The organism is Gluconobacter cerinus (assembly GCF_025961355.1).
GTDB lineage: Bacteria > Pseudomonadota > Alphaproteobacteria > Acetobacterales > Acetobacteraceae > Gluconobacter > Gluconobacter cerinus.
The window spans coordinates 2,248,825-2,263,757 of sequence record NZ_JAOQNM010000001.1 but is presented as its reverse complement, the minus strand read 5'-3'; the positions used below and the strand labels follow the sequence as shown (position 1 = coordinate 2,263,757).

Genomic DNA, 14,933 nt, shown 5'->3' with positions numbered 1-14,933 from the left:
CCCATCGCTTACAGTACAAATACAAAACGGGCCGCCCTGATAACAGGACGGCCCGCCAGTCACCAGCCCCCACGAGTGGGGATCAGGTCTGAATAGCTCAGGCTGCGAGAGCGGCCTGTGCCTTCTTGACGATTTCTGCGAAAGCAGCTGCGTCGTCGAAAGCAATAGCAGCAAGAACCTTACGGTCGATCTCGATGCCAGCCTTGTCCAGGCCATTGATGAACTTGCTGTACGTCAGACCGTGCTCACGGACGGCAGCGTTGATACGCTGAATCCACAGAGCGCGGAAATCACGCTTCTTGTTGCGACGGTCGCGATACGCATAGCGCAGCGCCTTCTCAACGCGCTCGAGAGCAATACGGTAGTTCGTAGACGAACGGCCGCGGTAACCCTTGGCGAGATCGAGAACTTTCTTGTGACGGGCGTGCGTCGTTACGCCCCGCTTAACACGTGCCATGTACCTTAATCTCCCTTAGAGCCCGTAGGGCGCCCACTGCTTGATGGTCTTTGCGTCCATATCCGTCATGGTCTGAGGACCACGGTTGGTGCGCTTCATCTTCTGCGGGCGGTTGATAAGGCCGTGGCGCTTGTTGCCTGGGCCGCACATTACCTTGCCGGTCGCGGTAATCTTGAACCGCTTCTTGACCGACGACTTCGTCTTCATCTTGGGCATTTCGGTCTCCCTCGCCGTAAACGATTGGTCCCACCGGAGCGGGACTCTGCACGGCCGGGCATGCCACTTATGGCCCGGACGCGTACACGGAGCGGCTGCCTTATCCCATCGGACTGATTCCGCCAAGAACTTTATTTTCTTTAACGCGCAAGCAAAAGACGCCCCTTTGTTCAAGTCACGTCACTGTGATCTCGCTCACAGTGACGTGAGCAACATGAACCATCTGACATCTTGATTCTTAACGCGCTTCTATGTGTTTGTCCGAAGGTCAAGTGCTGCACCAAATAACAGCTCTAGGAACATCATGAGCACATCATCCCGGCCAGGGCTCTGGGCCCTGATCACGGCCGCGGTCTTCGCGCTTTGCGGCGCGATCCTTACCGTGGGCGGCGCATGGGCCGTTTCCCTCGGCGGCCCCCTGTATTATCTCCTCCTCGGCATCGCACTTCTTGCGACTGCCTTCCTCGCATGGCGCCGTAACCCGGCCGCACTGTGGCTCTTTGCTGCTGTAGTGTTCGCGACGGTCGTATGGGAACTTTCCGTGGTCGGTCTCGACCTCTGGGCACTGGTTCCCCGCTCCGATATCGTGATCATTCTTGGCATCTGGCTGCTGATCCCGTTCGTGTCCCGCCAGATCGGCGGCACACGCGCATCTGTCCTTCCCCTGGCAGGCTCCGTCGGTCTCGCCGTACTGGTGCTTGCTGCCGGTCTTTTCACAGACCCGCACGACATCAGCGGCAATCTGCCAACAGAGCTGACCAACGCAGCACCGGTTGACGCAGATAACGTTCCAGACAGCGAGTGGCACGCCTATGGCCGCACGCAGGCTGGCGATCGCTGGTCTCCGCTGAAGCAGATCAACTCGTCCAACGTTCAGAACCTCAAGGTGGCATGGCACATCCACACCAAGGATCTGATGGGACCGAATGATCCGGGCGAAGCAACCAACGAAGTCACACCGATTGAATTCGACAACACGCTTTACCTGTGCTCGCTGCACCAGAAGCTCTGGGCCGTTGATGCTGCAACGGGTCACGTCAAATGGACGTTCGATCCGCACCTGCAGATCAACCCAGGCTTCCAGCATCTGACGTGCCGTGGCGTGAGCTTCCACCAGACACCGGCGGATGCCACGGACAGCGATGGCAATCCGGCTCCAACCGATTGCGCCAAGCGTATCGTGCTGCCTGTCAATGACGGCCGCCTTGTCGAAGTCGATGCTGAAACCGGGCAGAAGTGCTCTGGCTTCGGAAACGACGGTGAACTGGATCTGCGCCTGCCGAACCAGCCTTACACCACGCCGGGCATGTATGAACCGACGTCTCCGCCGGTCATCACCGACAAGCTGATCATTGCCAACAGCGCCATCACCGATAACGGCTCCATCAAGCAGGCATCGGGCGCAACGCAGGCATTTGACGTTTATACCGGCAAGCGCGTCTGGGTGTTTGACGCATCCAACCCTGACCCGAACCAGATGCCAGACCCGGATCATCCGGTCTTCCATCCGAACTCTCCAAACTCCTGGATCGTGTCGTCCTACGACAAGAACCTGAACCTCGTTTACATCCCAATGGGCGTAGGTACGCCGGATCAGTGGGGCGGTTACCGCACCAAGGAATCCGAGCGCTTTGCTCCGGGTATCGTCGCGCTGAACGCAGAGACGGGTAAGCTGGCCTGGTACTACCAGACTGTTCACCATGACCTGTGGGACATGGACGCCCCGTCCCAGCCGAGCCTCGTAGACATCACGTCGAAAGACGGCACGATCGTTCCGTCCATCTACGTTCCGACGAAGACTGGCGACATTTTCGTTCTTGACCGTCGTACGGGCAAGGAAGTCGTCCCGGCTCCGGAAACGCCGGTTCCTGGTGGCGCCGCACCGGGCGATCACACCAGCCCAACGCAGCCGATGTCTCAGCTGAGCCTGCGTCCGAAGGCAGCCCTCTCCGATTCCGATATCTGGGGTGGCACGATCTTCGACCAGATGTTCTGCAGCATCTACTTCCACTCCCTTCGCTATGAAGGTCCATTCACGCCGCCGTCACTCCAGGGATCTCTGATCTTCCCGGGCGACCTCGGCATGTTCGAATGGGGTGGTCTGGCTGTCGATCCGCAGCGTCAGGTGGCCTTTGCCAACCCGATCTCCCTACCGTTCGTTTCCCGTCTGGTGCCCCGTGGTCCGGGTAACCCGCTATGGCCGGAACCGAACGCAAAGGGCTCCGGTGGCGAAACCGGTCTGCAGCCGAACTACGGCATCCCCTATGCTGTTGATCTGCATCCGTTCATGGACCCTGTGCTGCTGCCGCTTGGCATCAAGATGCCTTGCCGTACGCCGCCTTGGGGTTATGTGGCCGGTATCGATCTGCGCACCAACAAGGTGGTCTGGCAGCATCGTAACGGTACGCTCCGTGACTCCATGCACGGCAGCTCCCTGCCCATTCCGCTGCCTCCGATCAAGATCGGCGTCCCGAGCCTCGGCGGCCCACTCTCCACGGCTGGCAACGTTGGCTTCCTGACAGGCACGATGGACTACTACATCCGCGCCTATGACCTGACGACAGGTAAGACCCTGTGGCAGGATCGCCTCCCAGCCGGCGCGCAAGCCACGCCAATGACCTATGCGGTCAATGGAAAGCAGTTCGTTGTCACCTATGCTGGTGGCCACAACTCCTTCCCAACCGTCATGGGCGACGACCTGATTGCTTACAGCCTCGCTGATCAGAAGTGATCGTTGAGTAAGCCATTGGTTATTGAGAAAAAGGGGTACCTTCGGGTGCCCCTTTTTTTTGTCTTCAAGTCCCGGCAAAAGCTTTCTAAGCTCTCGTTACGTTATGAAATATATTCCATAAAGTAAGGGCAGCATGCATTTTTCTCGATCTGGAATGGCTCTGGCCGTCTTTGGCCTCATCGCCGTCGCTCCGTCTCCAGCCCACAGCAATGATACTGCTTCCGTAACGGCGGTTCTGGATCCGAGCCATCACGGGCGTCTCATCTATCCACCGGCTGAACTTGAACTGAGGCATTCGGGATCGGCGCATATTGTCTGCGTCATCACAAAGGAAGGTCAGCCTCAAAGCTGCGAAACTTCAGCGAACGCACCCGATTTCGCACTTGCAGCGGAAGCCTATGCCTATTCATCAAAGTTTCTTCCGGCATATCAGGACAGCAAACCCATTGAAGGCCGGTGGGAAAAGACCATTCCCTTTGAGGCTCGTGGAGCAGCAACTCTGCCCGTCGTGGATCATGAGCATAGTCCACGCCCCTACTATCCAGACTTTGCGAACGACAGGAATATTACAGGAAGAGTAGCCGTCACCTGTCAGGTTGATACCGCAGGCATCGCGCATGACTGTACCGCCAGCCCGGGGCCCGAAATTTTACGACGGGCATCGCTCGCCTATTTCACGCTGGCCAGATACCTTCCGGCTATGAAAGACGGGCAGCCCATCTCCGCTCCCTATCATGGCAACATAAACTGGGAATCAGACGCGAAAGACCGGAATGACGGGTTCCGCTGAAACCTTGTGTCTGCAGGCCTGTCCATTCCATAATCAGCGTCGAAAGCCCTGTCGGTTCAGGGCAAAAACTGCACAGAGGCTACGCATGACCCTTCGCAAATTTGCTCTTCTTGCCTTCGCTACCGTCGCTTTCGGCGGCCAGTTCGCACATGCCAAGTCTCAGCCCTGCCGGGACGCCAAAGGCAAATTCACCAAGTGTGAAGCCCCAAAGAAGCCGAAGGCCTGCCGTGATGCCAAAGGCAAGTTCACCAAGTGTGATGTAACAGCCCCACAAGTTGCTCAGCCTGCTCACTAAGCTCAAACAAAAAAAGCCCCTGTCAGCGTCTGCTGACAGGGGCTTTTTAAATACTGAGATCGTCAGGCCGCAGCACGCTTGAGGATAGCCTGAGCCATTGCCTCAACACCATTCCCCCGGTTCGTGGACAGTGCTTTGACCAGTCCCATATCATGCAAGAAGACCGGGCTCGTCTGAAGGATCTCTTCACGGCTTCGCCCTGAGTACACTCTCAGCAAAAGGGCTACCAATCCCTGAACAATGGCCGCATCTGAAGCGCCAGCAAAGAAGAGCTTACCATCACGGTCTTCCGCTTCGAGCCAGACCTGGCTTTGACACCCCGGAACACGGTGGACATCGTCCTGCCAGTCCGAAGGGAAAGCCGGAAGTTTGCGGCCCATTTCAATAATATACTGATACCGCTCCATCCAATCGTCGAACATCGCCAGTTCGGCTTCAATTTCCTCGATGGCAGCGGTCGCCGTCTCTTCCTGAGGGGCAAGAAAGGCATCACTCACAAAAAACGTCTCCGTCACAGGATAAAGCGGCTCAAATCACCCTTGCGGGCAAGCGGCGCCACCCTGTCACGAACATCCTCTGCCGTCACCCTCACGGTCTCGCCTTTCCGGTCAGATGCAGAAAATGAGACGTCCTCCAGCAGCTTTTCCAGAACGGTTGCCAGCCGTCGCGCCCCAATGTTTTCAACGCGCTCGTTAATATCAGCCGCCAGTTCCGCCAAAGCATCCACGGCATCGTCACCGAATTCCAGCGTCACACCTTCCGTACCCAGCAGACTCACATACTGCTTCAGAAGCGAATGCTCAGGCTCCAGCAGAATACGCTTCAGATCGTCTCTGCTCAGGCCAGCCAACTCCACGCGAATAGGCAGACGCCCCTGCAATTCCGGCAGAAGGTCTGAAGGCTTGGCAATGTGAAAAGCTCCGGACGCGATAAACAGGATATGGTCCGTCTTCACCGAGCCATACTTCGTGCTGACAGTCGTCCCCTCAATCAGCGGAAGAAGATCACGCTGCACGCCTTCACGAGAGACATCTCCGCTGCGCGTTCCATGTTCAGATGTCGCGCAGACCTTGTCGATTTCATCCAGGAACACGATGCCATGGTTCTGGGTGTGCTCAATCGCCTCGCGCGTCAGGGCTTCGTCATCCAGAAGTTTGTCAGCTTCTTCACGGATTAACTGCTCGCGCGCCACCGAAACCTTTAGTTTCTTACGTGAAGGCATCCGGTTCATGAACCCCTTCATCATATCGTTGAAACTGATGACCTGCCCCGGCTGGAGCCCTGGAACATCACCGCTCTCCTTACCGCGCTGTGGATCAGGAGCAATCTGGATTTCAATTTCCTTGTCTTCCAAAGCACCATCTCGCAGCATCTGGCGAAACTTTACCTTGGTGTCGGCTGTCGCTCCTTCGCCAACCAGCGCATCAACGAGCCGGGTTTCAGCCGCGGCTTCAGCTTTCTCCTGCACGTCTTTGCGGCGTCCATCCCGCAGCATGGTCAGAGACACCTCAACGAGATCCCGAACAATACTGTCCACGTCCCGCCCGACGTAACCAACCTCCGTAAACTTGGTCGCTTCCACTTTCAGGAACGGAGACTGCGCCAGCTTGGCCAGTCGACGGGCGATTTCTGTCTTGCCGCAACCCGTGGGGCCGATCATGAGAATGTTCTTGGGAACAACCTCATCCTTCAAGCCGTCAGGAAGCTGGGACCGACGCCAGCGATTACGCATCGCGATGGCAACCGCACGTTTTGCGTCGGACTGGCCAACAATAAAGCGATCAAGCTCGGATACGATTTCGTGGGGGGCAAAATTTGGAACAGACATCTCAGGAGGCCTCCCCGCCTAGTGTTTCCAGCGTTACGGAATAGTTTGTGTAAACGCAGATATCACCGGCAATTTTCATGGACCGACGCGCGATTTCCTCGGCACTCAGACCGTCCACCGTCGTCAATGCCCGCGCTGCAGACAGTGCGTAATTTCCGCCGGAGCCAATGGCCACAATGCCATCCTCTGGCTCCAGCACATCGCCATTTCCGGTCAGGGTGAAAGAGCGATCTGCGTCAGCCACCAGCATCATGGCTTCCAGACGCCGCAGATAGCGATCCGTGCGCCAGTCTTTCGCCAGTTCGACGCAGGCCCGCTCAAGCTGCCCTGGATACCGCTCAAGTTTCGCTTCAAGCCGCTCCAGCAGGGTAAAGGCATCAGCCGTGGCACCAGCAAAACCCGCCAGGATATTGCTGTGAGGTCCAATTCTCCGAACCTTGCGAGCATTACCCTTGATAACGGTCTGCCCGAGGGAGACCTGGCCGTCCCCCGCCATGGCCACCCGGCCATCACGACGGACACAAAGAATGGTCGTGCCATGCCAGCCGACCGGATCGTGGGGAGTGATTTGGTAAGACATCACTCAGAAAGATGGTGCGGATATAGCGCCTGACAAGAGGACTACTCCCGTCAGGTTATATTGCCCCCTGCATCAGCCGCCGGATCGCATCCTGAAGCCCCTTTTGTGTAAAGGGCTTGGGCAACGGCGCATTTTCAGACTGCGATTCTGTGTGCCCACTGATAAACAGCACTTTCAGCTCAGGCATTTTGTCCATCAGAATGGCCGCGCAGGTTGGGCCATCATGATCTGGCATACGCATATCAATCACAGCCAGATCGAATGGACCATGTTCATCTGTCAGGGTCAGAGCTTCCGCCAGAGACGACGCAGCGGCTACATTATGCCCGTCATGGCGAAGAAAACCCTCCGTTACCATACGAACCGGCGCCTCATCATCGACGACCAGTACCTTCAGGGAATGAGGTTTTTCACCGTCCGCCACCCGATCTGCCACAACATCGCTTCGGACGACAGGAAGCAGCAATGTCATGCACGTCCCCTTGCCAGGCGTGCTGTCCACAACGATCTCGCCGTAACTCCGGCTCAGGAACCCATACACACTGGAAAGGCCAAGCCCTGTTCCACGCCCCACATCTTTGGTAGTGAAGAAGGGATCGAAAATCCGCTTCATCACCTCGGGTGACATGCCCTCACCCTCATCAACCACATCAATCGCAACCGCACGATCCAGACAGCATTCCGGAGGCAGCGTTTTGAACTTCTGCCCCACTACACGCGCCGACACCGATACTGTCCCACCCTGCGTCATGGCATCCCGAGCATTCACACAAAGATTTAGAAGCGCCATTTCGAGCTGATCCTGATCTGACCAGACAGCGGGGAAATCAGCAGGCATATCCTCAAGCGACAGCTTGCAAGCCACACTTCTTTCGCCACTTCGACGCTTGAGACTTTGAACCAGAAGCGCTTCAAGCCCCGGCAGAAGATCCTGCAACGCCACTGGCGCCAGGCGTGCCTCACGTGGGCGTCCAAACTGAAGTAACCGCCGTGTCAGCACAGCACCACGCTGCGCAGATTCCATAGCGTTCTTCACCAGAGCACTGGATGTCTCATCCAGGTCCACCATGTCTTCCAGCAATTCCAGGGACCCGGAGATGGCAGCGAGAAGATTGTTGAAATCGTGCGCAATTCCCCCAGCCAATGTACCCAGGGACTGAAGCTTGTCCGCCTGCCGCAGACGGCTTTCCATCAGCACTCGCTGCGTAACGTCCCGGTCCATGCTGACCTGCCATCGGTCTTCCGTCGGCACGCCCTGAGGCCAGGCCAATGAAAGGCGGCTCAATTCGTGCCAGCGCTGAACGGTTCCTCCGTCATGATCTGGCAGAACTTCAGCAACCAGCCGCTCTTCCTGCCCCGTGCTACGAACATTGTCGCGCATTTGCTGGACATCAGCACGCAGTACTTCCGGGAAATGCATCAGTTCGTCGTTCAGATCCTGTGCAGCCTCATCGCGCACGTTACTGCGAATACAGCGCCCCTGAGCATCCGAAAAAACAAGCCCCATCGGAAGGGCATCCATCAGGCCGCGCAAAAGAGCCTGTTCCGTCTGCAGCGCCCGTTGGGCAATACAATGCTGCGTCACTTCCCCAACCAAGGACCGAAGCGCATCCGAATCCCAAGGCTTGTGCACGTAAGCCTGCACCTGCCCGAGGTTCAGTGCAGACACCACGGCATCCAGATCCGCATAACCCGTCAGCAGAATACTGCGCGCATCCGAAAACTCGCGCGCCCGCATCAAAAGCTGATCCCCCGTCAATCCAGGCATCCGCTGATCGGAGATAATGGTGGCGACATCCGGATGCGCCCGCAAAAGCTCCAGAGCTCGCAGCGGATCGGTCGTTGCAAGAATTTCGTACTGGTCTTCCAGCAGATCTTCCAGGGCAACGAGGATTTCTTCTTCGTCATCCACCAGCAAAATACGGGGACGTAATGGCCCCTTCACGCTCCACACACTCATACGGAACGCCCCGTTGCCACCGGCCCATCTTCCGTCATTGTGACGGGAAGGCTGAGCCGGAAACACGCCCCTATTCCGCGGCCACCCGACAAATGGGCATCTGTGATTTCGATAATGCCATCGTGGGCTTCCATCACACTATAAGCGATCGCAAGCCCCAACCCCGTGCCTGTTCCAACCGGCTTGGTTGTGAAGAACGGATCAAACACCCTGTTTCTCAGTTCCATCGGCAAACCCGGACCGTCATCGCTGATCGTCATGTCATACCGGCCATTTTCAAGACGGGACTTGATCACAATACGCCCCTGCACAGGGCCGCCCTCAGGCGAGATATCCGCCAATGCATCGGCCGCATTGGAAATAATGTTCATAACCACCTGATTCAGAAACGCAGGCTGACAGACCAAATGCGCCGGAGCCTGCAAATCCTTTTCAATTCTAATGTCCGGACCAAGCTTATGTCCCAGCAACGCCAATGCTGTCTCAAGCGCACTGGGAACATCGACTGTCTGGAATGAGCTTTCATCCAGCCGGGAAAATCGCCGGAGACTCAAAACGAGATTCTGAATCCGCTGCAACCCGAGTTTCATGGATTCCAGACGTGAAATCCCCTTCTGCATGAGCGGCGCCCCATCCTCCGGGCTTCCCAGCGTCTGAAGGCGTTTCAACGTCCGCTCCACTGTATCGGCATGAGCAATCGTGAAGGCTAGCGGATTGTTAATCTCATGAGCGATACCCGCCACCAGTTCACCCAGCGACGCCATCTTGGCAGTCTGCACGAGTTTCGACTGCGCCTGAATCAACTGTTCGTTTGTGCGCGCCAATTCCATATTTGCCTGCGCAAGAGCTTCAGCCATTTCGGCCTTCGCCCTTGCCGCTTCCAAAGTAAGCGCATTCTGCTGCCGCTCAATTTCCTGCTGTCGGAACTCATCCTGCGCCATGCGTCTCTGCGCCAGCGTCCTGATCCGCATGGCGAGGGCTTCTATGGCAATGTCGCTGGGAACCAAATCGTCAATGCCGGCCTCGAAGAATTCACCAGAAGACTGCCTCCGGAAGCGTGAGGCCTCCACAATGCCAAGCGTTCGAAACGGAATTCCACCAGCTTCCAGAACAGCCTGACGCCGCGCATCCAGAAGGCGGCAAAACTTGAGGTCTTCGTCTCCGCTCCCCAGTTCCAGCACCAGGCAGTCCGGGCCATCTGCGCCGCGCAACCATCCACCATCAATCAGATCGTCTGAACGCTCGATAGACGTGACCGTATGCCCATCACGCCAGAGCAGCTCACCCAACGTTGTCTCGGGTGCATCTTCGGTAATCTCTTCGTCTTCCTCCTCTTCCCTGGGAGAATTGACGATGACAATTCTTGCCCGGCGAAAGCGAGAGGCTTCATCCACCTGAAGAAGCTCCGGTCCTTCCCGAAGCAAAGCCCGCATCCGCAACACCAGCAGGTCAGGATGAGCGGATTTGGAAATATAGGCGTCTGCCCCACTTTCCAGCCCCTCTCGCTCACCGCCGGGAAAAGCATCTTCCGTCAGCATCAGGATCGGAATGGTGCGTGTCAGGGCATCCAACCGCAAACGCCGCGCCAACTGCCCACCCGTCATACCGGGCAGCTCAGAGCACACGACCACGAGGTCAGGCATCAGATCCTCGACCGTTCCCAAAGCAGCTTCACCGCTGCCGAGACAGGTCACGGTGAAGCCTTCCTTTAGAAGAACACGCCAGATCCGCTGGGCATGAGCATCATCCGGCTCCACGAGCAGAACACGTGCGGTCTCTGTGGCTCCGAGCGGAGCTTTAAGATCAGAAGGCAGCATGAGAATGACGGAATGTTTGCATTAACGGCCTCTTGCAGCTAGTCCGAAGCTGATGTTCGTCCGATTTCCAAGGGGCGAAGATAACTCCCGTTACCGGATCAGTGGAAGCCGTATCTCATGGACATTCAGCCCTCGCGCAACCTGACGGATCGCCTGCTCAACTCCCGCAGCGGGGAAAGCGGCCCTCTTTCAACCGGCGCGCTAATCCGGACGGGCATCTGGTCCATCTGCTATTTCGCCTTCTACTTCGCCCAGCAGGTCGCAGAACTTCTCGCTCCGCTTCTCCTGATTCTTGGGCTTGGCTGGTACATCCTTCCGCACATCGTGAACGCCATTACGACGAGTGCTGCAAGCGCTGACCCCCAGGCGAAAGACATCATGAACCATGTGGCAGGCACCCTGCCGACCCATCTTCAGATCGGCAGTCACCTGCTAACCCCAGGCTCCCTCATGTTCGACGGCTTTCTATTGATGGGACTTGCCGCAATTGGAGCGACCCTGTCCGCACTGGCTGCACGCAACATGTAAAACTCAGGCTCAGGGAGTAAAGACATGGCCGATACCCGGCAATAAAGTCACCAGCTCCCCAGCCTTCCAGTGCCACAGTGCGGCCACGCCTCCGCCGACCACCACGAGACTGAGCCCCCACGCGGCACTCCAAGTCCCAAGACTTCCAATCATTTTCGTCCCGACAGTCTCGGGTTTACCCAGACCGTGGGTTACTGTCCGGGAATGTAGAACAAACGCATGTTTCGCAGCGTCCCGTGCTTCGGACGCGCTTAGTCCAACAAGATAAGACTGTGATGTTTCAGGGCCTGGAGGCTTTTCAGTCTCAGCCTTGAGCAAGGACAAGTCATCAGGCGGAATTTGCGCAAGCTCCGGCTCGTGAGTCTCTTGTAAAGACCAGCTATCCCCACAGTTCGCGCAACGCAGCCGCCGCGCCTGCTCCAAAAGTGCATCAGGCACTTCAAAAACAGCATGACAGTGGGGACATTCAACACGCATCACGGTATCCTTCAAAAATCAGACCGTACCGGCCTCGGTCTGACCTCAACTGGGTTGCCCATATGACGAGGTTGTCGTTAATAAATGGTTAATACGCCTGCAACACCTTTGATCGTTTTCATATGATCCGCCTGCGCGATGTCTCCCTGAAACCTGCTGGCGTTGGGCAGCCTGTTCTGCACGGCATGACCCTGACAATCCCTCAGGGAGAATTCCGCTGGCTTCTCGGGCCATCAGGCGCAGGTAAATCCAGCCTTCTCAAGCTTCTGACACTCGGGGCAAAACCCGCCTCAGGCCAAATGGATATTCTCAACACCCCAGTCACGGGCGCCAGCCGAAGCACTCTACGGAACCTGAGAAGACGTATCGGGTTCGTCCCACAGGATTACCGCCTGATCGGGGAGTGGAATGTTTTTGACAACGTCGCCCTCCCGTTGCGTCTGCGTGGGCGCTCCGAACGCGATATTCGACAGGAGGTTTTTGCCGTCCTGGACTGGCTGGATGTCTCCCCGCACGCCCATTCCCGGCCAACCACTCTTTCCGGGGGCGAACAGCAGCGTGTTGCTATTGCACGCGCCCTGATCGGACGACCCGACATCCTTCTCGCCGATGAACCAACAAACGCTCTTGAGGATTCTCAGGCCAGACGCCTTCTTGCAACGTTCCAGGAACTGATTGATCTGGGAACAACCGTGATTGTCGCGACGCATAACGAAGGTCTCGTGCGCGATGCTCCCGCCCCATCCATTATGCTTCGTGATGGCACGCTCGATCCGCATGCAAATGAGGCGATAGCGTGAGCCGCCGCGTCTCTCCCGGTCTGCGCTCAGGCAGCCTCCCTCTGCTTGTTGCGCTCATGACCCTGCTGGCTGGCTTGGCCCTTGCTGGTTTGACCGGTGTTCAAGCGCTTGCAGACGGCTGGGCGCAGGCGGCCCGAAGTGCTGCAACGATCGAAATCCCGACGGACATTCCAAACGCCTCAGATCGCACGGACGCACTCATTCACGCTCTCAAAGCCTTGCCGGGCGTTACCAACCTGCAAAAGCTTTCCACAAACAAGGTGCAGGATCTGCTGGCGCCCTGGCTTGGCCAGCCTACGGATGCGCGGAAAGGTCTGCCGGGCCTCTCTCTGCCCACCGTCCTCATCGTCGCCCACACGGCTGACGCTAACCTAGGCTCCACTGTTCACGACACGCTGCCCGAAGCCATTGTTCAGGAAGACATGCAATGGGGCCAAAGACTTGAACATTTGGGCACAAGCCTCGTCGGATGCGCCTGGCTTGCCGTTATCCTGATCGCAGCGATTGCCGTTTTATCCATTGGCATCACTGTCCGCCGCTCTGTCGCTGCCCAGAAACGGGCTGTGGAAATCGTGCATTCCCTTGGCGCCGGGGATTTTACAATTTCCAGCCATATTGCCGGTCGAGCTGCACTCCTCAGCTTTATGGGCGGCGTGGCTGGCCTCGTCCTCCTCACGCCACTGACAACCTCCCTTGCCACAACCCTCGCCCCCTTCACGCATCAGGCCACCGCCCCAAGCACCTTTCCGACAACACTGGATGGGTGGTGGACAACACTCCGCATTTTACCTCTCAGCCTCCTGAAAGAGCTCGGTGCCCTGCCCGTCATTGCAGCTCTTCTGGGATGGATCACAGCTCAGGGCGTTGTGCTCGTGTGGCTTCGTCGATTGCCGTGAAGGCCTTTCTTTCCTCGCTGTTTCTTATTGCCGTGCTCTGGTCGGCTGGCTTCGTCTGGTTCATCCACGATTCCCGACAGCCACCGCATGTGGCCACTGTCTGCGATGGCATCGTCACCCTCACAGGCGGCCAATCCCGTATCGAAACCTCCCTCACCCTTCTCAAGGGCGGATATGGCCAGCTTCTACTGATTTCTGGCGTCGGGCCCCATGTTACACTCGATCAACTGGTGCGCCTTCAGAACCAGACGCTTTCCAGCGATCTGGCCAGCCGCGTCACTTTGGGCCGCCGTGCCGTTAGCACGATTGGTAATGCTTATGAGACCACGACATGGGCCAGAGATCACAAAATGCACAGCCTGCTGGTCGTTACCGCTGGCTACCACATTCGCCGTGCCATTATAGAGCTCAGCCGGACTGCCCCAGATCTGGAACTCGTGCCTTATCCGGTTCTCCCGCCAGCTCTGGAAGCGCCACTGTCCCGCCAGACCCTGCACTTACTCATCCGGGAATATTTCAAACTTCTGGGCGCAGAGCTTAGTAACCTGACGGGCCTGCCAGACGGCAAGATTGGCCTTACGCCTCACTAAGGCCTCTTGTGCAACCGCAGCTTTTCTGGTGAGCAGACAAAATTATGAGCATTCTTCGCGGCCTGCTGTTCAATCTTTATTTCCTGATCCTCACAGTCATCATGGGCCTCGGGGCAATCCCGATCCGCCTCATGCAGCGACAGGATCTGGCACTCTCTTACGCCAAACTCTGGTCCAGAGCGGTGCTCTTTGGATTTGCACAGCTTTGCTCCGTGAAAATCGAAGTTCATGGTCGGGATAATATTCCTGCAGGCCCAAGCCTCATTGCATCCCAGCATCAGTCCTTCTTCGATGGCTTCGTCTGGATGAATCTGGTCCCCCTACCGACCTACATCATCAAAGCGGAACTGACTAAAATTCCCCTTGTCGGCCCCATGCTTATTCTGAGCGGCATGATCCCTGTGGAACGAAGCGCTGGATCTAAAGCCCTGCGGACCATGATGAAAGACAGCGCACGCGCTCACGCATCTGACCGACAGATTATTATCTTTCCTGAAGGCACACGCACACTTCCCGGAGAGCGCTACCCCATCCAACCGGGCATTATTGCTTTAGCCCGACAGGCTAATGTTCCTGTCGTGCCGGTCGCCACCAATTCCGGCCTCTTCTGGGACCGATCTCCCTGGCAGAAAAAACCTGGTGTTTTGAAGGTCGTCATCGGCGCGCCACTCCCCTCCACAGAGGGACGCAACGGCTTCACGACCGCGCTGAACGAAGCATGGGATGAACTGTGCGCAACCCATGAATTACCGCGCAATACTGTGGATAACTCTGTGGAGCTTCAGAGGGTTTAACAGCCGCCTGAACAGAAGGAGTTTTGAGGCCAGAGGCTTCCGGCGAATTTCAAGAAACCCGGCAGTTTCCAGAGAGAGCTGAAAAACCCTGTTTTTCTGCGGTTTTCAGCTATTCCCCGACCTCAATGTCCCCAGATCGCCTTCCATAGACTCGGCTGTCAAACAATGACTGCA

The 14,933-nt window shown here is 57.1% G+C and carries 16 protein-coding genes; 8 read left to right on the top strand and 8 right to left on the bottom strand.

The annotated features are described in order from the left end of the window. Window positions 1–97 precede the first annotated feature (97 nt). Both rplT and rpmI read right to left on the bottom strand, forming a co-directional pair. Window positions 98–457, bottom strand: a complete 360-nt coding sequence (gene rplT, locus M2305_RS10490) for a 50S ribosomal protein L20 (protein WP_007282845.1) — start codon at window positions 455–457, stop codon at window positions 98–100. Between the two features lie 15 nt (window positions 458–472). Next, window positions 473–673 (bottom strand): 50S ribosomal protein L35, encoded by a 201-nt coding sequence (rpmI, locus tag M2305_RS10485; RefSeq protein ID WP_046901279.1) that lies wholly within the window; start codon window positions 671–673, stop codon window positions 473–475. 304 nt (window positions 674–977) lie between these two features. On the opposite strand from rpmI, the gene M2305_RS10480 reads away from it, so the two are divergent. From M2305_RS10480 to M2305_RS10470, 3 genes are all read left to right on the top strand, one after another. Next, window positions 978–3,404: a glucose/quinate/shikimate family membrane-bound PQQ-dependent dehydrogenase gene (locus M2305_RS10480; RefSeq protein WP_046901278.1), complete on the top strand. Its 2,427-nt coding sequence runs from the start codon at window positions 978–980 to the stop codon at window positions 3,402–3,404. A 133-nt stretch (window positions 3,405–3,537) separates the two neighbouring features. Next, window positions 3,538–4,194 carry an energy transducer TonB gene (locus M2305_RS10475; protein WP_264649307.1) on the top strand — a complete coding sequence of 219 codons (657 nt, stop codon included), beginning with the start codon at window positions 3,538–3,540 and terminating at the stop codon, window positions 4,192–4,194. Window positions 4,195–4,279: 85 nt separating this feature from the next. Then, the gene (locus tag M2305_RS10470; protein ID WP_086633016.1) at window positions 4,280–4,489 is read left to right on the top strand and encodes a hypothetical protein; all 210 of its coding nucleotides are present in this window, start codon (window positions 4,280–4,282) and stop codon (window positions 4,487–4,489) included. 62 nt (window positions 4,490–4,551) lie between these two features. On the opposite strand, the gene M2305_RS10465 is transcribed toward M2305_RS10470, so the two are convergent. From M2305_RS10465 to M2305_RS10445, 5 genes are read right to left on the bottom strand one after another with little or no spacing between them, the layout of a single operon-like run. Then, window positions 4,552–4,986 carry a SufE family protein gene (locus tag M2305_RS10465; protein ID WP_099213278.1) on the bottom strand — a complete coding sequence of 145 codons (435 nt, stop codon included), beginning with the start codon at window positions 4,984–4,986 and terminating at the stop codon, window positions 4,552–4,554. Window positions 4,987–5,000: 14 nt separating this feature from the next. Continuing rightward, entirely contained in the window at window positions 5,001–6,317 is a 1,317-nt protein-coding gene (gene hslU, locus M2305_RS10460) for an ATP-dependent protease ATPase subunit HslU (protein ID WP_264649306.1), read from the bottom strand. Between the two features lies 1 nt (window position 6,318). Next, the gene (gene hslV, locus M2305_RS10455; RefSeq protein ID WP_264649305.1) at window positions 6,319–6,897 is read right to left on the bottom strand and encodes an ATP-dependent protease subunit HslV; all 579 of its coding nucleotides are present in this window, start codon (window positions 6,895–6,897) and stop codon (window positions 6,319–6,321) included. A gap of 55 nt (window positions 6,898–6,952) precedes the next feature. After that, window positions 6,953–8,857 (bottom strand): ATP-binding response regulator, encoded by a 1,905-nt coding sequence (locus M2305_RS10450; protein ID WP_276556561.1) that lies wholly within the window; start codon window positions 8,855–8,857, stop codon window positions 6,953–6,955. Then, window positions 8,854–10,674, bottom strand: a complete 1,821-nt coding sequence (locus M2305_RS10445; protein WP_264649303.1) for an ATP-binding protein — start codon at window positions 10,672–10,674, stop codon at window positions 8,854–8,856. The genes M2305_RS10450 and M2305_RS10445 overlap by 4 nt, the downstream gene beginning before the upstream one ends. Before the next feature lie 117 nt (window positions 10,675–10,791). Here M2305_RS10445 and M2305_RS10440 point away from each other — a divergent pair, with 117 nt between their 5' ends. Further along, a complete protein-coding gene (locus M2305_RS10440; protein WP_086633011.1) occupies window positions 10,792–11,202 on the top strand; it encodes a hypothetical protein in 411 nt (136 codons plus the stop codon). Window positions 11,203–11,211: 9 nt separating this feature from the next. Here M2305_RS10440 and M2305_RS10435 read toward each other — a convergent pair whose 3' ends face one another. Next, the gene (locus M2305_RS10435) at window positions 11,212–11,679 is read right to left on the bottom strand and encodes a zinc-ribbon domain-containing protein (protein ID WP_264649302.1); all 468 of its coding nucleotides are present in this window, start codon (window positions 11,677–11,679) and stop codon (window positions 11,212–11,214) included. A gap of 122 nt (window positions 11,680–11,801) precedes the next feature. On the opposite strand from M2305_RS10435, the gene M2305_RS10430 reads away from it, so the two are divergent. Genes M2305_RS10430 through M2305_RS10415 form a run of 4 tightly spaced genes read left to right on the top strand, consistent with a single transcriptional unit; the run spans window position 11,802 to window position 14,759 of the window. Continuing rightward, a complete protein-coding gene (locus M2305_RS10430; RefSeq protein WP_046901269.1) occupies window positions 11,802–12,479 on the top strand; it encodes a cell division ATP-binding protein FtsE in 678 nt (225 codons plus the stop codon). Then, window positions 12,476–13,375 (top strand): cell division protein FtsX, encoded by a 900-nt coding sequence (locus tag M2305_RS10425; RefSeq protein WP_264649301.1) that lies wholly within the window; start codon window positions 12,476–12,478, stop codon window positions 13,373–13,375. The genes M2305_RS10430 and M2305_RS10425 overlap by 4 nt, the downstream gene beginning before the upstream one ends. Beyond that, on the top strand, window positions 13,324–13,965 hold the full coding sequence (locus M2305_RS10420; RefSeq protein ID WP_373321833.1) for a YdcF family protein: 642 nt from the start codon (window positions 13,324–13,326) through the stop codon (window positions 13,963–13,965). The genes M2305_RS10425 and M2305_RS10420 overlap by 52 nt, the downstream gene beginning before the upstream one ends. A 44-nt stretch (window positions 13,966–14,009) precedes the next feature. Beyond that, complete coding sequence (locus tag M2305_RS10415; protein WP_264649300.1) at window positions 14,010–14,759, top strand: lysophospholipid acyltransferase family protein; 750 nt, start codon at window positions 14,010–14,012, stop codon at window positions 14,757–14,759. Window positions 14,760–14,933 lie beyond the last annotated feature (174 nt).

Coding starts and splice junctions, on each gene's coding strand:
- M2305_RS10450 (WP_276556561.1), bottom strand. CDS start 8,857: ATGAGTGTGTGGAGCGTGAAGGGGCCATTACGTCCCCGTATTTTGCTG.
- M2305_RS10420 (WP_373321833.1), top strand. CDS start 13,324: ATGGATCACAGCTCAGGGCGTTGTGCTCGTGTGGCTTCGTCGATTGCC.
- hslV (WP_264649305.1), bottom strand. CDS start 6,897: ATGTCTTACCAAATCACTCCCCACGATCCGGTCGGCTGGCATGGCACG.
- M2305_RS10445 (WP_264649303.1), bottom strand. CDS start 10,674: ATGCTGCCTTCTGATCTTAAAGCTCCGCTCGGAGCCACAGAGACCGCA.
- M2305_RS10440 (WP_086633011.1), top strand. CDS start 10,792: ATGGACATTCAGCCCTCGCGCAACCTGACGGATCGCCTGCTCAACTCC.
- M2305_RS10430 (WP_046901269.1), top strand. CDS start 11,802: ATGATCCGCCTGCGCGATGTCTCCCTGAAACCTGCTGGCGTTGGGCAG.
- M2305_RS10475 (WP_264649307.1), top strand. CDS start 3,538: ATGCATTTTTCTCGATCTGGAATGGCTCTGGCCGTCTTTGGCCTCATC.
- M2305_RS10470 (WP_086633016.1), top strand. CDS start 4,280: ATGACCCTTCGCAAATTTGCTCTTCTTGCCTTCGCTACCGTCGCTTTC.
- M2305_RS10415 (WP_264649300.1), top strand. CDS start 14,010: ATGAGCATTCTTCGCGGCCTGCTGTTCAATCTTTATTTCCTGATCCTC.
- rpmI (WP_046901279.1), bottom strand. CDS start 673: ATGCCCAAGATGAAGACGAAGTCGTCGGTCAAGAAGCGGTTCAAGATT.
- rplT (WP_007282845.1), bottom strand. CDS start 457: ATGGCACGTGTTAAGCGGGGCGTAACGACGCACGCCCGTCACAAGAAA.
- M2305_RS10480 (WP_046901278.1), top strand. CDS start 978: ATGAGCACATCATCCCGGCCAGGGCTCTGGGCCCTGATCACGGCCGCG.
- hslU (WP_264649306.1), bottom strand. CDS start 6,317: ATGTCTGTTCCAAATTTTGCCCCCCACGAAATCGTATCCGAGCTTGAT.
- M2305_RS10435 (WP_264649302.1), bottom strand. CDS start 11,679: ATGCGTGTTGAATGTCCCCACTGTCATGCTGTTTTTGAAGTGCCTGAT.